The 19,233-nt window shown below is 45.4% G+C and carries 18 protein-coding genes and 1 tRNA gene; 9 read left to right on the forward strand and 10 right to left on the reverse strand.

The genetic code is table 11. From position 1 onward, the window contains the following. The first annotated feature begins 70 nt into the window (after positions 1-70). The 8 genes from AC27FN_RS02470 (at position 71) to AC27FN_RS02505 (ending at position 7,887) form a co-directional block, all read left to right on the forward strand. Complete coding sequence (locus AC27FN_RS02470) at positions 71-1,117, forward strand: DUF3114 domain-containing protein (RefSeq protein ID WP_487166444.1); 1,047 nt, start codon at positions 71-73, stop codon at positions 1,115-1,117. Between the two features lie 281 nt (positions 1,118-1,398). Then, the gene (locus AC27FN_RS02475; RefSeq protein WP_487166445.1) at positions 1,399-2,718 is read left to right on the forward strand and encodes a Y-family DNA polymerase; all 1,320 of its coding nucleotides are present in this window, start codon (positions 1,399-1,401) and stop codon (positions 2,716-2,718) included. Then, positions 2,711-3,043 carry an acetyl-CoA carboxylase gene (locus AC27FN_RS02480; RefSeq protein ID WP_487166446.1) on the forward strand — a complete coding sequence of 111 codons (333 nt, stop codon included), beginning with the start codon at positions 2,711-2,713 and terminating at the stop codon, positions 3,041-3,043. The genes AC27FN_RS02475 and AC27FN_RS02480 overlap by 8 nt, the downstream gene beginning before the upstream one ends. Further along, on the forward strand, positions 3,024-3,413 hold the full coding sequence (locus tag AC27FN_RS02485) for a hypothetical protein (RefSeq protein WP_487166447.1): 390 nt from the start codon (positions 3,024-3,026) through the stop codon (positions 3,411-3,413). The genes AC27FN_RS02480 and AC27FN_RS02485 overlap by 20 nt, the downstream gene beginning before the upstream one ends. A gap of 162 nt (positions 3,414-3,575) precedes the next feature. Continuing rightward, positions 3,576-6,215 (forward strand): pyruvate, phosphate dikinase, encoded by a 2,640-nt coding sequence (gene ppdK / locus AC27FN_RS02490; RefSeq protein ID WP_487166448.1) that lies wholly within the window; start codon positions 3,576-3,578, stop codon positions 6,213-6,215. Positions 6,216-6,361: 146 nt separating this feature from the next. Then, positions 6,362-6,988: a helix-turn-helix transcriptional regulator gene (locus AC27FN_RS02495; protein WP_487166449.1), complete on the forward strand. Its 627-nt coding sequence runs from the start codon at positions 6,362-6,364 to the stop codon at positions 6,986-6,988. Positions 6,989-7,074: 86 nt separating this feature from the next. Then, positions 7,075-7,145 (forward strand) — tRNA-Gly (locus AC27FN_RS02500). A gap of 190 nt (positions 7,146-7,335) precedes the next feature. Continuing rightward, the gene (locus AC27FN_RS02505) at positions 7,336-7,887 is read left to right on the forward strand and encodes a TMEM175 family protein (protein ID WP_487166450.1); all 552 of its coding nucleotides are present in this window, start codon (positions 7,336-7,338) and stop codon (positions 7,885-7,887) included. Positions 7,888-8,173: 286 nt separating this feature from the next. On the opposite strand, the gene AC27FN_RS02510 is transcribed toward AC27FN_RS02505, so the two are convergent. The 3 genes from AC27FN_RS02510 to AC27FN_RS02520 all read right to left on the reverse strand — a co-directional run bounded on the left by AC27FN_RS02510 (position 8,174) and on the right by AC27FN_RS02520 (position 11,701). After that, the gene (locus AC27FN_RS02510) at positions 8,174-9,523 is read right to left on the reverse strand and encodes an amino acid permease (protein WP_487166451.1); all 1,350 of its coding nucleotides are present in this window, start codon (positions 9,521-9,523) and stop codon (positions 8,174-8,176) included. Positions 9,524-9,938: 415 nt separating this feature from the next. Next, on the reverse strand, positions 9,939-10,199 hold the full coding sequence (locus tag AC27FN_RS02515) for a DUF2187 domain-containing protein (protein ID WP_407882188.1): 261 nt from the start codon (positions 10,197-10,199) through the stop codon (positions 9,939-9,941). Positions 10,200-10,294: 95 nt separating this feature from the next. Beyond that, positions 10,295-11,701 (reverse strand): MATE family efflux transporter, encoded by a 1,407-nt coding sequence (locus AC27FN_RS02520; protein ID WP_487166452.1) that lies wholly within the window; start codon positions 11,699-11,701, stop codon positions 10,295-10,297. 156 nt (positions 11,702-11,857) lie between these two features. On the opposite strand from AC27FN_RS02520, the gene AC27FN_RS02525 reads away from it, so the two are divergent. Continuing rightward, positions 11,858-12,202, forward strand: coding sequence for a DUF1516 family protein (locus AC27FN_RS02525; RefSeq protein WP_487166453.1), 345 nt, complete (start codon positions 11,858-11,860; stop codon positions 12,200-12,202). Between the two features lie 82 nt (positions 12,203-12,284). Here AC27FN_RS02525 and AC27FN_RS02530 read toward each other — a convergent pair whose 3' ends face one another. The 7 genes from AC27FN_RS02530 to folB form a co-directional block, all read right to left on the reverse strand. Beyond that, positions 12,285-13,838 carry a UDP-N-acetylmuramoyl-L-alanyl-D-glutamate--2,6-diaminopimelate ligase gene (locus tag AC27FN_RS02530; RefSeq protein ID WP_487166454.1) on the reverse strand — a complete coding sequence of 518 codons (1,554 nt, stop codon included), beginning with the start codon at positions 13,836-13,838 and terminating at the stop codon, positions 12,285-12,287. A gap of 116 nt (positions 13,839-13,954) precedes the next feature. After that, on the reverse strand, positions 13,955-15,106 hold the full coding sequence (folP, locus tag AC27FN_RS02535) for a dihydropteroate synthase (protein ID WP_487166455.1): 1,152 nt from the start codon (positions 15,104-15,106) through the stop codon (positions 13,955-13,957). A gap of 47 nt (positions 15,107-15,153) precedes the next feature. Beyond that, on the reverse strand, positions 15,154-15,774 hold the full coding sequence (locus AC27FN_RS02540; protein ID WP_487166456.1) for a non-canonical purine NTP pyrophosphatase: 621 nt from the start codon (positions 15,772-15,774) through the stop codon (positions 15,154-15,156). Then, positions 15,767-17,104 (reverse strand): bifunctional folylpolyglutamate synthase/dihydrofolate synthase, encoded by a 1,338-nt coding sequence (locus AC27FN_RS02545; RefSeq protein WP_487166457.1) that lies wholly within the window; start codon positions 17,102-17,104, stop codon positions 15,767-15,769. The genes AC27FN_RS02540 and AC27FN_RS02545 overlap by 8 nt, the downstream gene beginning before the upstream one ends. Then, complete coding sequence (folE, locus tag AC27FN_RS02550) at positions 17,085-17,666, reverse strand: GTP cyclohydrolase I FolE (protein ID WP_487166458.1); 582 nt, start codon at positions 17,664-17,666, stop codon at positions 17,085-17,087. The genes AC27FN_RS02545 and folE overlap by 20 nt, the downstream gene beginning before the upstream one ends. A 15-nt stretch (positions 17,667-17,681) precedes the next feature. Beyond that, positions 17,682-18,170 (reverse strand): 2-amino-4-hydroxy-6-hydroxymethyldihydropteridine diphosphokinase, encoded by a 489-nt coding sequence (gene folK, locus AC27FN_RS02555; protein ID WP_487166459.1) that lies wholly within the window; start codon positions 18,168-18,170, stop codon positions 17,682-17,684. Then, on the reverse strand, positions 18,167-18,532 hold the full coding sequence (gene folB / locus AC27FN_RS02560; protein ID WP_487166460.1) for a dihydroneopterin aldolase: 366 nt from the start codon (positions 18,530-18,532) through the stop codon (positions 18,167-18,169). Before folB ends, folK begins: the two co-directional genes overlap by 4 nt. Positions 18,533-19,233: the final 701 nt, after the last annotated feature.

Genomic DNA, 19,233 nt, shown 5'->3' on the forward strand with positions numbered 1-19,233 from the left:
AACGCCTGAAATCCACCTCGTGCCCTGTTTTTATGGTAGGCTTGTTCTAATACATCAGGAGGCTTGTGCCATGGTTCAACGTCAAACATTAATTTCTTTTATTCAACCCCCCGTTAGTTTGTCTAGCTCAAATATGCCAAACTATGTGGATGGTACATACGACTTATTGGTAACTTTAGCCGATCATGATCATTGGGATGAAGCAGCGATTGCCGCGTTAGCCAAACAGATTGCGCATCAAGTTAACGACACCAATCTGGCAACCCAATTTGACACATGGCGTGCGGCTAGCATCCAGGCTGGCAGTCCCTTGTTCTCACAACTATTTTCGGCTAGCACCCTTTCCGCCGCCGATAAATTAGGCCACGTCTTGACCACGCTTGGCGCTCACTTAAACCAGACCACTGGCGATTTAATCTTAGATCGTGACTTTGCCGAACAGTTGGCACCCAACGACGCTTTTTGGGGCCAGCTATCACAAACGGTTCGGACGGCGTTTCCCAATGGATTAGCGCTGGATGATTCAAATACGCGAATTGTTCATCAACTGCGTTATTATATTGATGCACATAACGTCGCTTATATTCGACAGAATTTTCAACAAACTGGGCAAACTGACCTAGAAGCCCTGATTAATTTTGATCAAGATGCGCGGCGACACGGTCAAGCTAGTAGTCAAGCTAGTTCATCAAGACTACACAATAAGGTGCCTGAAATGTTAGCCCGCGGTGTTTTACCAGCATTGCCCACCGCGAACTTTAAACGGTTAGTCAATTTTCACAGTGAATTCATCATTACACCTGTGCCCATACCAACTTTTTTGGTTGTTCCCTTGGCACAACTAGCGACGGTCACAGATGTCCCCAATTATGTTCGTAACTTAACGATCGAGGAGCGAAACGCCATTATCAACGGGGCTTCGTTCAACTATGCGGATCATAACGATTACGGTCAAACAGATAGTGTGCACGAATTATTTGATGTTCACTATGGTGATAATGATCCAATGGTTCGGCGTTTAGCCATGAAACCCTACACTGCTCCGCGTAGTGAACCCGCTGCAATCACATTGTTACAACAGCAATATGATGCCGCCGTTGAACAAGCCAACCATTAATGCACTCTGCTAAGCTTATTTTTAAGGGCTTGTGACATGAGTATATGTGAGACGAACATTGCCTCAATAATGCGCGCCAAGCTACGGCCAATTCCATCCAACATAACTAGCATTGCTTCCCGAGAGTTCGGGAAACAGTGCTATTTTCGTTTTGGCAAAACGGCGTTATGTTACAGCCCCATTTTTGTGCCATTCATATTTTTTAAAATGGTTACTCTTGACATAAGGGAACATATGTTTGTATTATCAACACATACTTAGCCCGATGTGAGGTGATCTTAATGGACAAAACGTATGACTACGACGATCAAAAAGAACCGCACGGGGTCTTCTTTTTGATTGATAACAAATCTTTTTACGCCAGTGTTGAAGCGTCGATGCGTGATTTAGACCCCTTGATCACGTGTTTAGTGGTAATGAGTGAACAAGCCAACACAAATGGCGGGTTGATTTTAGCAACTTCTCCGGAAGCCAAACGTCGCTATGGACTAAAAGCCAATGTTTCGCGCCAACGAGACTTACCGCAAGATGAAGATATTCTCGTCGTCCCTCCGCGTATGAATCTATACATCAAGCGTAATTTACAAATCAATAATATTTATTGTCGCTTTGTGGCCGACGAGGATTTGTGGCCCTACTCCATTGATGAATCAATCCTAGATTTAACCCACTCCTGGCGTTTATTTGGTGACCGGCCGTTGACAGTTGCTCATTTGATCCAAGATACTATTCGACGCGAACTGGGACTTTATGTGACGGTTGGCATCGGTGAAAATCCCGCTCAAGCCAAATTAGCCCTAGACCTGTATGCCAAACACGCGCCTGATCTAATTGGTGAAATCCGCTATCAGACGATTCCTGAAAAAATCTGGCCGATCACTAAACTTGATGATGTTTGGAGCATTGGCCGGCGCACTGCACAACACCTCAATCGAATGGGAATTCACTCTATGGACGAGCTTGCACATTACAATCCTTACGCCTTAAAGGCCGAACTAGGGGTGATCGGAACCCAATTATTTGCCTTATCTTGGGGGATTGATCGCTCACAATTACGGCAACTTGTTCCGGTTCATGAAGCCAGTATCGGCAACTCCCAGGTGCTTCCACGTGACTATAATAATCAGAATGAAATTGAAACCGTCATTAAAGAAATCGGCGAACAAGTAGGCGCACGATTGCGCCACCATCACCAACTCGCCGGTTGCATCACCCTTAGCATCGGGTTTTCTTATGCCGCCAGTGAAACAGACGGACGTGATGGTTTTCACCAAGCCATGCGAATTGAACCAACCGACCATAATCAGCCACTGGTCGCGGCGTTATTAACCATTTTTCACGATCACTGGGCGGGCCAAACAATACGTAATGTTGCGGTTTATACCAGTTATCTGCGCCCCAACACCGGCCAACAGCTTGATCTGTTTGTCGATCCTCAGCGTCAACAAAAAAATGAACGGTTTGAAGCCATGGTGGATTATCTGCGTGAACGTTTCGGATTCCGGTCCGCAATCTTTGCCCGCAGCACATTGCCTGGTGGAACAGCAACCAATCGGACAGCGTTGGTGGGTGGCCATAACGGAGGCAACGCTTATGACTAATGATCTCAACCTTATCTGCGACCGTATTGACGCCCTATTCGTCCGTGCACCACGGGTTCGCTATTGGTTACTTATCGTCGATGATTCTTATGATCAAACTTACAATTTCTTTTTTGAATCTCGCCAACAGGCACATCGGACCCGATCGACACCATTGCATACAATCGAACGCCATGATTTAGGCTATCTGGAAACCATCATCAATGGTATCCAACAGCATACGCAACTCACGCAACACTTTAAAGGTTTTACTGGTCAGCGCTGGCCACGCTCCCAGCGAATCATTCAACGAAAGAAAGATGTCGATGAAGAACGAACCTTATAAATATGATCCTAAAGTCGTTCAAGCGTTCTTTGATCATGATTATGTCGATCGTGGGATGCTTAAATGGCAGGGATATTATCTTTCTGATCATACAAGTGCCCTTAAAAAAGAAGCGGCAGTTAAGCACGAGCAACACCTGGCCAAGCCACAGCAAAGCGCCGTCACCATTACAACAATCTTGGCGCAAGCATTTGCCAAACGCCAACAGGTTAGCATTCAATGCCTCTCCCACCGCAGCGATGGACAACTCATGGCTGATATTACGGGCACCGTGCTTGGTTATCAAGAAAATGATGTCTACTTAAGTCATGATCAACATGTCGCCATTAACGAAATTCGTCATGTCGAAATTTTACTCCAGCACAAATAGTCCGGTATCCTCATACTAAGAACCGCATTGCAATAAGCTAATTACCACGTTCAGAGCTCCTGGTATATCCAATCGTTAAAGAAAGCGCTTGCAATACCAACCATCGTAATGTAACATGATGCTCATAAATGTTATGTTATATTTATCGATGAAAGGTGATATATGATGAAACAAATATATGCGTTTGCTGAAGGAAATCGTTCAATGCGTGATTTATTAGGTGGTAAAGGCGCTAACCTAGCTGAAATGACGAACTTGGGGCTGCCAGTGCCGAGTGGGTTCACCATCACCACCGCCGCCTGTCACGACTTTCAGGCTCATCATCAACTAACACCCAGCCTCTTGCATGATCTGGACCAAGCCCTAATTGATTTAAGTCACCTTACTGAAAAAGAATTTGGCAGTACGACGAATCCGTTGCTTGTTTCAGTGCGCTCAGGCGCGCCCATCTCGATGCCAGGAATGATGGATACAATTTTAAATATTGGTTTAAACGATCAGACCGTCATCGCGTTAGCTCGCTTAACAAATAATGAACGGTTTGCTTACGATAGCTATCGCCGACTACTAGCGATGTTCGGTAATGTCGTTTATGGTATCGCTGAATCTGCTTTTGATGATGTCTTAACCAAAATCAAACAACGGCAACATTATCAATCTGATTTAGACCTCACAACAGCTGATTTAAAGACGATCGTGGCTGATTTCAAAACCCTTTATCAACAGTCGGCAGTTGGTCGTTTTCCGCAGGATCCACATGAACAAATCTTAGCAGCCGTCACCGCTGTTTTTGATTCTTGGCATAATCATCGAGCGGAAGTTTATCGTCAGGAAAACAATATTCCTGATACGCTAGGAACGGCTGTTAATATTCAAGAAATGGTTTTCGGCAACATTGGTGACCGTTCCGGTACTGGCGTTGCTTTCACGCGTAACCCAGCCACTGGCGCCAATATTTTATTTGGCGAATATCTCCTCAATGCCCAAGGTGAAGATGTCGTCTCTGGCATTCGAACCCCGCAGCCATTGACTACCTTGGCAGAAACTTTGCCCCACCTCTACGATCAACTCCAAGACATTGCCAAAACCCTTGAGACTCACTACCGCGATATGCAAGATGTTGAATTCACCATTGAAAATGGTCGGCTGTTCATGCTTCAAGCTCGTAGTGGCAAACGAACCCCGGCTGCCGCGGTGAAAATCGACGTTGATTTTGTCAAAGAAGGTTTGATTAGCCAAAATGAGGCGCTCATGCGGATTCAGCCGGCGTTAGTCAACAGCATGCTCCATGCATCTTTCGAAGCACAGGCACTCTTTGATCACGAAATTATCGCTACTGGACTACCCGCCTCACCTGGAGCCGCCAGTGGTCAGGTCTATTTCACCGCTGCAGCTGCCAAAGAGGCCCATGATAATGCCCATCAGCATGTTATCTTAATGCGCCAAGACACCTCACCTGAAGACATCGATGGCATGGTGGTCAGCGAAGCAATCGTGACGGCGCGAGGTGGTATGACCTCTCATGCGGCTGTTGTTGCACGTGGTATGGGCGCCACTAGTATTGTTGGTGCTAGTGCATTACAGATTGACGAAACCCAAAAGGTTGTTCACATTAATGGCTTAACGATTCACGAAGGTGACTGGGTCTCAGTCGACGGGACCGCTGGTAATTTATATCTAGATCAACTGCCAACGACTGATGCTGCCATAGATGAAAATTTAGCGCAATTATTAGTTTGGGCTAAAGCCACTGCCAAGCTTGGCGTCTACACCAATGCTGATACACCTGCTGATTTCAAAAAAGCGCTCGCCTTTGATGCAGACGGTATCGGATTAACCCGAACAGAGCATATGTTCTTCAAACCTGAGCGACTACTTCAAATGCGCCGATTAATTATTGCTGAAGACGCTGATGGTCGTAAAGATCCACTCGCAAAACTGTTAGACATGCAACAGAACGATTTTTATGAACTGTATCAGTTGGCCAACGGAAAATCAGTGACAATTCGGCTTCTCGATCCACCTTTACATGAATTTTTACCGCATGATGAGGTCGAACTCCATCAAGTTGCTGATCAACTCGACATTGATCCAGAACAATTGCGAGCTCGCGTCGCCTCGTTAAAAGAGGCCAATCCAATGCTAGGCCATCGTGGCGATCGTCTAGCCGTGACCTTTCCTGATATTTATCAAATGCAAATCCAAGCCATCATGAACGCCGTCATTCGTTTGCATCAAGAAGGCCTTATCGTCAATCCACACATCATGATTCCGCTAACGGATTCGAAAACTGAATTGGCCTGGGTTCGCCAACTTGTCGTTGACCAAATCGACGCTGCCTTAGTCGATCAACATTGGACCGTCGATTACACCGTCGGCACCATGATGGAAATGCCTCGGGCATGTATAACGGCCGACCAAGTTGCTGAGGCTGCCGACTTCTTTAGCTTTGGCACTAATGACTTAACTCAACTAACTTTCGGATATTCTCGTGATGACATTGGTTCTTTCTTACCCGCCTACCTGGAACAGGGCATTCTACCAGCAGATCCGTTCCAAACAATTGATGTTGACGGTGTTGGCGCATTAATGCGACTAGCCGTGGACGGTGGACGAAAAACAAACCCTGACTTACCAATTGGTGTTTGCGGCGAAGTCGGCGGTGACCCTGCCTCGATCAACTTCTTTGAACAGCTTGGCGTCACCTACGTCTCCTGTTCACCTTATCGTGTACCAGTTGCACGGTTAGCTGCCGCCCAAGCTCACTTACGCGCAATTGAGCCAACCTTACAAACTGTCTAAACCAATTCTTGATGATTAAAACGACTCGATTACCCATTTAAAGGCAATCAAGCCGTTTTTTTAATTAAGTATAACGTCATATTGAGAAACAACCAATAACCGCCTATAATAACGGTAATAACGAATAAAACAGCGGAGAAAACAGCATGAATTTTACGAATCGACAAAAAGCCATTATTCAAATGTTAAAAGAAAACAGCCCCCTCACCGGAGAGATCATCGCAGATCGTTTAAATTTAGCTGTACCCACTATTCGCGGCGATCTGCGGCTATTGACTGCAGTCGGAGAACTCACTGCTAAGCCTAAAGTTGGGTATATGTATTCTGGTCAACAAATGGCAAAATTGCAGTATCATGATCTCTATGAAACCCAAATTGCCAACATTCTCTTGCCAGCAACTGAAATACAAGCTGATACAACGCTCCAAGAAGCTGTCAGCAAGTTATTCTTGCAGGATGTCGGCTCATTGTACGTGGTGGACAACAAGCATCATCTTCAAGGGCTCATTTCGCGAAAGGATTTATTACGCGCCAGTCTTAACAACGCGGACTCTGATGCGATGTTAGCCAGCATGATCATGACACGGATGCCTAACGTGATCACAGTAACGCCCCAGACCTCAATTATTCATGTGGGTAACCTACTGTTAACCCACAAAGTCGACTCACTGCCCGTCGTCAATCCTGATGATCAAACACAGGTCGTCGGCAAAATTACTAAGAATCGGATTTTCCAACGATTTATGGAAATTGGTAACGAGGTTCACCACTAAGGTAATATTTGAGAAAATTACAGTTTTTTTCGAAACGCTGCTGACATAATTTTGACGCTATGCTAAACTATATAAGTTGAAAGTTTGCGGGTGTAGTTTAGTGGTAAAATCCAAGCTTCCCAAGCTTGTGTCGCGAGTCCGATTCTCGTCACCCGCTTTTTAAATCATTTAATCACGCTATGTAAAAAGCACTTCTTAAGTGAAGTGCTTTTTGTTTGGCTTTTTGTTCAAATAGCGATTGCTGAGGACAAACGACTAATCTATCTCGCTAGCCTTAGTCTCCAGCTTCCCCATCAATGCTACACTAGCAAATTGACTCGTGAACATTCTAATCCAGAGGTGTTTTTTTGACTAAAAATCGTTTAGAAACTTTTACCGATGGTGTTTTGGCCATTATCCTAACCATTTTAGTGCTAGAACTTCATTTGCCAAACACAGATCACTCTTTGAATGCCCTAACCGCCCTGGCGCCTCAATTCTTTGCTTACATCTTCTCATTCATCTTAATTTCGACAATGTGGGTCAACCATCATTACTTATTTTTAAAAGTGACCTCAATTACAAACATAACCCTTTGGCTTAACATTAACTTGTTATTTTGGTCATCGATTTTACCAGCTACGACAGCTTGGGTGGGTTCTGATATTAATGCCCACGTGCCGGCAACTTTATACGCGGTTAACATTGTTTGTTATAATATTTCATTTGGTTTACTGCGAGAACACATTTCTCGCCATGCTAAGCTAATTAAATCCCGCACTTCTCTAGAATGGCTTTCTCTAGCGATCAACTTGTTATCACTTGCCATTACTTTGTGGTGGCCACCTTTTGTCTTTATTGGTTTAATTTCAAACGTCTTATTATGGACTTTTCCTCATTTCATCACCCACAAAAAGTAAGGCAAACGTTATTTTAACGGACTGATATATCGCTAATGTCCCAACTTTTGTTTTCCTTAAGTCATTCACTGTGCTACACTTAATCAGTCCTGAACTTATCCGTTCGGGATCATTCCAGGCGATCACTTTGGTGGTCGTCTTTATTTTTGCTCATAAATGACGTCGCTTATCCTGTTCAAACACTAACTAATCAGCCATATTCAAGGCCATTCTGTCAGTTGAAACTACCGAATAAGATGACCATCGCCACGGCTAAACGCCATCGGACCAATTGCTGATTTTGAGATCAACTAGCTCGTTGTGTGAAGTAGTAGTAACTGCATAAACCGGCATAGATTAAAACGGTTATCCCCGTCACAACGATACTCGTTGAAAACAAAATACCGAAGAAGACTAGTACCAGTGAGATTAAAGCAAAGTATGAAGTCAGTGGATAAAAACTAACATGATAAGTGCTCGAATCAAAGGCCACCTGTCGACTACGAATATGGCCAAGACATAAAAGAATCCAGATCACAAGAATGGTGTAACTGATTGAGCCAACGAGATCATTAAATAAATCATTGCCAATAAAAAACGATAGGATCACTCCCAAAAATAAGGATCCTGAGCAAACTAGAACGGACATATACGGCACAGAATACTTATTTAGGCGAACTAACGCTCTGGTGACGGATGTTTGTCGACGATTGCGCTGATTTTGCACGAACAGCAACCGTGAGGCCGAATAAATACCAGAATTAATCGACGAAATCAGTGCCAAGATAATGACAAAATTAACGATATCACCAGCATATGGGACGTTTAATAGCCTAAACACTGCCACAAACGGACTTACCTTGTCAGTCAATTGATCCCATGGAAATAAGGTGACAATGATAAAAAATGGAATTAAGTAAAAGGAAATAATGCGAAACATAATGCCGTGTACTGCTCGAGGAATCACCTTTTGTGGGTCCTGTACTTCCCCCAGAGTGATCCCAATCAGCTCTGAGCCGGCAAAGGAATAAATCACAATCAACATCGCGCTTAAAAAGCCAAAGCTACCATGGGGAAAGAAGCCACCATGAATGGTCAAATTGGCGAAAGCATGTTGTGTTGTCATCATATTGTGGCCAATCAAGAATAATCCCGTGACAATAAAAAATACGATCACGGTAATTTTCATAATAGCTAACCAATATTCCGTTTCCGCGAACCAGCGCACGGATAATAAATTAATTCCTGAAATCACTACGGCAATCACTAAGACAATCAACCAGGTCGATAACTGCGGCCACCAAATTTGGATAAAGCTGGCCGCCGCGATTGCTTCCGCTGTGATGTCTAAAAACCACATGGTGAAATAGGCCCAATCAATCAAATAGGCAGCAAAAGGTCCAAGGATTGGCGCTAGAAGCCCCGAGAATCCAGTTGCTTCCGGGTTGTTTGCCGCCATCTCGGCCATGCCCTGCATGATGAACAGCAAGATCAGGCCACCTAATAGATAAGACAGGATAACAGACGGCCCGGCTGTATGAACAGCACTAGCACTACCTTTAAACAATCCAGCCCCAATTGCACCACCCAATGCCAACATCGTAATGTGGCGGCTGGTAAGAGTTCGTTTCAGTTGTGTTTGCTTTGTTTCGGCCATCAAAAGACCCCTTTCGTAATTGTTACTAAAAAAGACGTCCTCAGAATCAATTAGATTCCAAGGACGTTGTTAGACGTGGTACCACCTCAGTTCGAATGACAAGTCATTCCTCCCAGCCACGCATCTAAACGTAGCTGGTACCAAGATAGCGGATGGCGCCCGGTGGCTCTCGTGAAAGCCACGCTCTGATTAAACCTTTAACTAAGCGGTCACGATGTCCTTTCATCTGACGACACTCGCTGAACGCAACGACTTAGCGACTCTGTTTAATCAGTTTAGCAACAATATTTGTATTGTGATGATATTATAATACAATGAGATTTACGTCAACCAAATTCTCATTTTTCACTAACAAAAAAGCTTCATTGCCAGTAATTAATAGCAATGAAGCGACCGAAACTTCTTCAATTAATGCTTAGGCGTTATCCTGATCAGGATCGTCATCATCTTCGGCCGGTTCCGGAACCGGCGCTGCCTTGATTACCTTAATCGCATCTTTTTTCACAACGGCGCGTCGATTCATTTCACTGACCGTCATGCTATCCCCGTCGTTGTAATCATCGATTAGGACCAACGCTGAATTTTCGTAAACTTTCTCCAGCTCACCACCAAAGTCGTGTTCAAACGGTCCAAATTTCTTCGCCGTCACAACATCACCAACATGTAATTCAGCCATTCATCTCACCTCTACCCCGCTTAGCCGTCTTCACAGGGGCTGCGGTTAATTATCGTACATACGAGTTTGTATCGTACCAAAGATAGCTTAATATTTCAACTGTTGTGCTCGGGTATCGATGGTGTTTGCGCCTGTTCAGCTCGTTTCTCGGCTTCGTTTTGATCATGCATGTATTGCAAGTTGTGTAACTGCCGAATGGCCCGCATATATGACGGGATTAGGACTAGACATGACCCCAGCCAAGCCAACGGTTCAGCAGAAACCGCCCCTGCATATCCCAATGGACCCACTAAGAAGAATGCTGTCGCCGTTCGCATCACCAATTCAGCGATCCCAGCAAATGTTGGCATTGCCTGTTGTCCAACGCCCTGCAAAGTATTTCGGATAATAAACAACACGGCTAATAACACATAACTGCTGGCGATCACGTTAAAGTATGTTTGTGATAAATGTAAGACCTGTTCATCGTGACCATTAATGAATAAGCCAACTAACCAACGTCCAAAAATAATTTCGCCGGCCCCGACGACAATGGCAAATGTTCCCGACAAAATCAATGTTTGGCGGACCCCTTTGATAATCCGCTCGTACTGCCCAGCCCCCATATTCTGCGCGGCAAAGGTCGCCATCGTGACACCAAATGAAGCCATTGGCATCGTCGCGATTTGATCAATTTTACTGGCTGCTGTTGAAGAGGCCACTGAAGCCGTTCCTAAACTGTTTAATGCGGCTTGCATAACGATCGCGCCAATTGCGATAATCGACATTTGAAATCCCATCGGTAATCCTGTCGCGATATGCGTACCTAATTGTGATAAACCTGTACGTAAATCCTGTCGCGTAATTTGTAAGAGCGGTACTTGGCGGACAATGTAACCAATACATAATCCACTCGCAATTAGCTGGGAAATCACGGTCGCGTAACCAGCCCCGGCAACCCCCAAATGGAGCACCAGAATAAAAATCAATTCCAAGACAACATTGATCACTGTTCCAGCAATTAAAAAATATAATGGGGTTCGCGAATCGCCTAAACTTCGAATCATGTTCGATAACAGGTTAAAGGCTACCGACGCAAAAATCCCCGCGAAAATAATTGAAATAAACGTTTGCGCATCTGCATAGATCGCACTCGGTGTCTGCATCAAGTGAAGAATTGGATGCACGAACGCTAACGACAAAATGGTCAAAATAATGGTCACAAATAAGCTGATCCAAATACTTGCGGCGAAGCTCTCACGGACGCCCTTTGTATCACGAGCACCAAAACACTGCGCCGTTACGATTGAGAGACCGGCCGTTAGCCCTTGTGCAAAGCCGATGATCAGAAAACTGATCGAGCCGGTTGACCCCACCGCGGCTAGGGCATTGACACCTAACGTCTGCCCGACCACTAAGGTATCAGAAATATTATAAAGTTGCTGAAAAAGGTTGCCAATTAATAATGGCATGGTGAATAAGAAAATTAATTTCAGCGGCTTCCCGCTGGTTAGGTCTTGCATTAGGCCGCCTCCCTATCTCTCAATGATTAAATCGTGAATTCAGAACAATAACGCAATTCGAACATGTTATGATAGGCGATGAAACATGTCAAGCAAAAGCGGTGGTTATTAGTCAAAAAATGACTGTCGGCTTTTCGGTGAACGAAAGGAATTGTTATGTACGAGTTATTCAATGTTGCTGTTGGGATCACAATTATTCTTTTTATTTTTGTCTTAGTTGGTCGCTTCAGCTCAACCGAAAAACGGGTCAAGTTGTGGCTAATGTTGAGTCGCGTGACTTATTTAACGCTGTTTGTCATCAGTATTATCAATGGCGTCTCCACTTGGCAAACCCAGCTAGGATGGACTTTGAGTCAAATTGTGTTGGTGCTTATTGCCATCCTACTGGTCGAGTTTATCTTTGCCCACAAACAAGAGACTCATGTGGATGCCAGCTGGCTTTGGGGCTTAGCAATTTGCTTAACCTTGACCATCTTGGCTACTTTGACATTAGCGCTTTAAGCTATTTCAAATCGTTCATAACCAAAAGCGTGCCTCTCGTGTTGATTTTACCAATCAACCGTGAGGCACGCTGTTTTTATGCTTACAAGTCTGGCTCAAGTTCAGCCACAACTGTCTTCGCAACGGCCATGTCCGTTGGATACGGTGTGTCCACGCCGCGCACTTTCTGATAAGGATCTTCGCCTTTAGCCGCTAAAACCACGACGTCATTTGGGCGACTGGCTAAAATGGCCTGTCGAATTGCGGTTGGCCGATCAATTTGAGTGTGAACCATCACCCGTTGATGATCAATATGTGCCGCAATTTGTTGCGCAATTGCGGCTGGGTCTTCATAGCCTGGATCATCGGCAGTCAAATAGGCAATGTCGGCTTCTTCACTAAGCGCCTTACCAAATCCTTCGCGCCTAGATATCCCTTTGTCTCCAGGGCTACCAACGACGACAATGACCCGACTATCGACATATTGTTTTCTTAAAAAGGACAACAAGGCTTTAACCGATGCATAATTATGCGCATAGTCGACAAAAATTGTCCCGTGCTGATGCGTCGTGATCGACTCAAAGCGTCCTGGTACTGTAATAGTGGGTAATGCCTGCTGGGCTTGAGCCACAGTTGCGCCGGCCAATCCGGCAGCAATGATGGCAGCCACAGCATTATTTTCATTATAATCGCCTGGAATCGCCAGCTGATACGTTCCATCTAGGGCCAATTCCTGTCGCTTGGCAGCGACGGTGGTTAGCGTAAATTTAGCATCTTTTAAAGTATCTTCATTACTTTTAAAACGAAAATCAAGGGGCACGTCCACACTAGGCTGATAGCCTGTTCGTGCATATAGATAAATATTCTCAGGTTGTGTCGTTGCTTTGGCTGCTTGATAAACATCGTTTAAGTGGTCGGTTTCAGCATTAATGATACAACGTTTTGAATTCACGAGTAACTGCAGCTTGCAATGCAAATAGTCGGCAAACGTTGGGTGCTCGTTACGGCCAATGTGATCCGGCGTAATATTCAAGAAGATGCCGACATCATAGGTCAAGCCATAGACTCGATTCTTCTTATAGGCTTGAGAGGAAACCTCCATCACTAGGTGTGTCATACCAGAATCAACTGCCTCACGCATGTCATGAAATAAGTCCAATGATTCAGGCGTCGTTAAATCTGACTTGAATTCTTGTTCTGGCCGAGGTCCCAAAATACGATCAATCGTGGAAAACAAGGCGGTTTTTTGGCCCGTGGCAGCCTGCAGCATCCCCCGTGTAAAGTAAGCGGAAGTTGTTTTACCCTTTGTTCCAGTGAAGGCAACGATGAACAGGTCATTTTGTGGATAGCCAAAAAAGGCGGCGCTCAATAAAGCCATTGCTTGCTGAATGTTAGTGACAATAAACCCGGTGACGGACTGCGTGGAATCAGCCTGCTCGGCCACATAACCAATCGCCCCAGCATCCACAGCCGCTTGCAAATAAGCCGGTTTAAACGCACCTTTACAGAAAAATAGGCTCCCCGCCGTAGCAGTCCGCGAATCATAAGTAATCGCGGTGAAGTTAGTCGCTTCGCGCGGATGAACCAGTTTCACCAGTAAATCATGTTCCTGCAAGATGGTTTCAATTTGTTCCGTGGTTAAGTTTCGTTTTGCCATGAATAATCAAACTTCCCTTTAATTTCTTAGTCTCCAATTATACACTAGCCAGAATCAAAAACGACGGCCAGTTAATTGTTCTGCCGCCTTTTTAATAAAAGCTAATTAACTCTAATTCAAACTCGACCTGGTTCCTCACGATCAGGAAACCAGAAACTCTGTTCAATCGTTTGGAGTAATTTGACCAACTGGACTGTCTCTGAAACGTCATGAACACGCAAAATTCGCCCACCATGTAAATACATATAAGCTTCAGCAATCAACGTCACCGATAAGCGATCCTCCTTAGCGAGACCAAACAATTTATGGCCGAACCCCTTACGTGAAATCGCAATCATTAGTGGTCGTTTCAAATTAAGAAATTGATCGAGATTTCGCATCATTGTGAAATCCTGATAACCATCGGCAATTTTCGCATAACCAATCCCCTCATCCAACGCAATTCTTTCGGGATCAATTCCCGCAGCCGTCAAAGCCGCGATGTTTTCCGAAAAGAAGCGGGACATTGCCTGAGTTAAATTCTGATATTCTTTGCCACGACTCGCATGCATCGTTAATAACCCCACAGCCTGCGGTGCTAAAAGTGTTAACTTGGCTGGATCGTCCGTAAAAGCATTCACATCATTGATGATGTCCACACCTTCATCTAAAACTGCCTTCATAACTGGATACTTATAGGTATCGACGGCAACGGCGACTTCAGGAAAATGTTGTTTGATGGCCCGCAAAACGGGCACAACTCGTGTTATTTCCGTGGTCGCATCAATGGGGGTAAACCCTGGCCGCGTCGTTTGCCCACCAATTTCAATCACGTTGGCACCGGCTTCAACCATTGTCATCACGTGGTTTAAAATCGCTGTCGGTTCCTGATAGCGACCACCATCGTAAAAGGAATCGGGGGTGACATTTAAAATGCCATAGATAACTGGTTGGCTGGATGTTTTAAAATCAAATCGGCCAGCCCGCCAATGGACTTCTCGAGCCTCGCGAATGGCAACCATTGCCTGATCCAGGCTGGGTTGATGAAATTGTTTATGCAATTGGACCGTTAAAGTTCGTAACGCGCCATCGTCAATTAGCGTTTCAACTGCCATCGGTGACGGCACAACGATGGCATCTAAGTTATCTAACAGAACCGTTAACCGTTGGCGTTCGCCTTCAGTCAACTCACTAAATGTCAACGCCAGCTTTTCTTGTCGTTCTAAACTCGCGCTTAAAGCAATCCCCGCCAAATCTTGAGCGGTACTCGTCAATGTAGTTACAATCATTGCTCATCACTCCTTAAATTAACCGGTCATGTTAGCAAAATTTTAGTTTAAAAATCGCCGTGTAAGACTAGTTCATGAATCACCTGCGGCACCACATGACCACGAGGTGTAAACGGAATACGCGCCTGATCTGGAAGTTGCGCTAAGGTCATGCCAATCTCGGACAGCCACATAATGCGATCAAACCCGTGACTATACCGTCCGATTGGTTGAAAAGGAATCGTAAAAGTCGTTGATCCAGTTTTCGAAAAAGCTGTTCGACTGGGTGGTACCACCGTCAAGGTCGTTGTCAACATTGCCTGCCGTGACGCCCGTGTTGGTGCCAACAAGTCAATAATGTATTGATTCATCTGGGCATCCGTTTTGGCATGCTCATTTAACTCACGAATCGTCGTAACGCCAAAATGATCTGGAAGCGCGTCAACAAACAAGCCACTGTCATCACCGATAACAATCGCCTCTGGTAGCTGCTTGGCAATAAAATTGGCTTTTCCGATCGCATTGTCAGTAAAATTTTCCGTCCCTTCAGCGGGAAAATGCTGTCGTCCCAAATATTGCCAATACGGCTGCAATGAGTAGCCACTGGCGGCAAAAGTACGGGCTAACTCCGCAAATTTAAAGGGATTGTTGGTCGCGGCGACCAGCAGCGGTTTCGTCGATTTAGCCATCTATGGCCGCCTCCTCTAGTGCGCGAATCAAATAAAAGCTCCCCGTTACAACAACTGGCGCGGCTGTGGTCAGCCAAGAAGCTTGCCATAATTGACGCACCTCGTTCATGTCAGCGGCCTGGTAAACGGTCAAGTCCGATAATGTCAGGCGGCCGATTTCATCTGCGACTAGTTCAGCCAAATCATCAACTGCCAGCGCTCGTGTCGGCTGATCCGGGGTCGTTAAAATAACATTGTCTGCTAGTGGTAGCAGCATCGTTAACATGGCTGGAATGTTTTTATCGGCCAGAAATCCCAAAATAAACGTGAATTTCTGGTTTGGCGCGAGCTCCCGCAGAGTAGTCACCAGAGCTGCCATTGCATCAGGATTGTGAGCACCATCAAGAATTAACGCAGGATGTTGCCTCGTTGCCGGTACCTGAGTAAATCGGCCCAGCAAATGAACTTCTTTAAACCCACTACGGACCGCGTCTTCACCTAGCTGCCACCCACGTTGGCTTAACTGGACCAATACTGTCAATACAGTCGCGGCAGTCGCTAATTGATGACGACCAACGAGATTTAAGCTGACGCCCGACCAACGTCCCAATGAACTATCGATGGTCAACGTTGTCTCATCTAAGCCGAGGTGAATGTGACTGAACGCCGTTAACGAAGCCGTGATCACGGGAACATGTTGCGCACTCGCAATTTTTTTAATCGCCGTTGTCGCTTCTATCGCCTGCTGAGGCGCGATGACGACCGTCGTTTGCGGCTTAATGATGCCCGCCTTATTGGTCGCAATCTCACCAATTGTTTGCCCCAATAAACGGGTATGATCTAGGGCGATATGGGTAAAGACACTCATTAATGGCACCGTAATTGCATTAGTTGCATCAAACTGACCACCCAATCCGGCTTCGATAATCATCAAATCGACGTGTTGATTAGCAAACCACTGCATCGCAATTAAAAATAGCCATTCAAAGATAGTTAGCCGATCTGCCGAACCGACCACTGCTTCAACCGCCGGTAACAATTGTTCATAACAGCGAACAAATACCGTTTTTTCAATCATTTCCCCATTGATTGTCAATTGTTCACGTTGATCAAGGATGGCTGGGCTAGCAAAGACTGCCACGCGATAGCCACCAGCCTGAATGGTTCGGGCTAGCAGTGCCACTGTTGAGCCTTTGCCGTTGGTCCCAACGACATGAATTCGTGGTGCCTGTTGATCCGGATGCCCAGCCTGTGCCAAGACTCGACGTAACAAAGGAACCCGGTTAGCCTCCCCAGCTAACATAGCCTGATTTAATTGTTTGATCAGTTGCTCATAGGTTAAGGTTGCCATGTTCGGCCCTCATTAAAAATTCCTGTTTTAAAGTTTGGTCGCTGGCAAACGCGCCTAAGTATTTGGCCGTTTGGGTGACGGAACCGGTCTTGTTAATACCACGCATTTCCATACACATGTGTCGAGCTGCCACACTCACCGCCACGCCAGCCGGATTGAGAATCCGCGTTAATTCTGTGGCAATTGCATTAGTTACATTTTCCTGAACGGTCGGTCGGTGGGTGACAAAATCGATTAGCCGAGGAATCTTGCTCAACCCGATGATCGTCCCATCCGTAGGAATGTATGCAACGCTAATACGCCCAAAAAACGGTAATAAATGATGCTCACACATCGAATAAAAAGGAATTTGCCCCACGACGACCATATCCGCATTATCTGCTTCATGAAATAATTTGTAATCCGTAAACGTCGGTTCTGTCAGTGAAGAAAACATTTCATTGTATGCCTTAGCAACCCGCTTGGGCGTTTCCTGTAATCCTGGTCGATCAGCGTCTTCTCCCACCGCTTCCAGAATCGTTTTGATAGCATCCGCCACGGTTGCCATTTGTTCATCTGTCATTCCATCATGCTCCATTCAGGCATCACTGCCTAGTTTAATAATTTCCGTCTGATCATTGGTCTCTGCTAACCAATCGACAAGTTGCCGTTGAATTTGTCGATCAGGACCACTAATTTCTAATAATGGCACAAGCACGAACTTGCGGTTAGGTGCCTCTGGGTGCGGAATCGTTAAGGTGTTCGTATGCATATGTTCGTCGCCAAAAAAAATGATATCAATATCAAGGGTACGCGGCCCCCAATGTACGAATCGTCGGCGATGTTCGGCGTATTCCAAACGATGTAAACTAGCCAACAATTGGTCAGCACTTAATTCAGTCTCCACGGCAACGGCAGTGTTCAAAAAGTTGTCTTGAATGACGCCACCCACTGGCTGCGTTTCATAAAAATGTGCCACCCGGATGTTGTCGATCGCTCGTGAGGCCCGTAATTGTGCGATGGCGGCCAACAAATGGCCACGGCGGTTGCCCAAATTAGATCCTAAGCTTAAGTAAGCAGTGGTCATGTTAAATCGCCTCCCGACACCTCAATTTCAACGTTATCAAAGATGCCCGCGATCGGTACAGCATACTTGCGAACTCGTAACTGGACCCCCGTCGCCTGGGGATATTTAGTTTGTAGCATCGTCAATAAATGATTAGCGAGTGATTCAATCAAATTAAACGGATGATTTAATACGTAATCTTCTATGTCTTGGTAGACATGGCCATAGTGAATGGTCGTTGTAATATCATCGTCATGTACCTTGGTCTCAATTGGGTATGCCAATGCAACATCGACTTCTAGTCGCTGACCAAGTTTTTTTTCTTCAGGATATACACCATTATATGTGTGGAAGCTCATATTATTAATGCGAATCATGCCCATCTTGTCACGCTCTTTTCTCAAATGTCTTGTTTTATCTTAGCACAGCCGTTATTTAAATGCGGGTTCAATCACTTTTTGAGTCAATTCGGAAGTTTGTAAGGTAACCGTCCAACAACAGTGACAGCAGCTAGTGCAGTTAATACGTTTGAAGCACGTTTAATAACTGCTTTGCCAACCGGATGACTATAATAAAATCACTGGAAGGGTCAGCTGCCAAACTGCGACGATCACTATCGGATAGGTGGTAACCGCTGTGCAAGGTGCCGTCAATTTTGAGACCCCGTGGTCTTGGCTGTTGTCGTTTTTTGATATCCCTTTGCGGATATCAAGTTCATCCCTGCCACTTATGGCACAGGGTTTCAACTTTCACACATTGCTTGTTTTACAAACACTTGTGTCTATGACAACCATCAAAATTGGCCCCCTCAATGGCCGTCAGATGATTCGCCAACCATGGTCCAAGGATGTGCGTCAAGGTGCATGACTTGGACGGTCACCCTTCTAATCGTCGCGCAAAGCGGCGATTTTTTTGCTCAATCGAGCCAGTAACCTAATCCAATTGATTCTTTTAAAGATCGGTAAAGCTGTCGTTTAGGCACATTTGTTGCCGCAGACAAGTCTTTCTCGCTACACTAAAAGCACGCAAGGTTGGCAAGGACGCCGAAGTTTAGTGAGCCGTCGTGCAAAATCTAAACCACGCC

It is taken from the genome of Furfurilactobacillus sp. W61-4 (assembly GCF_057545565.1).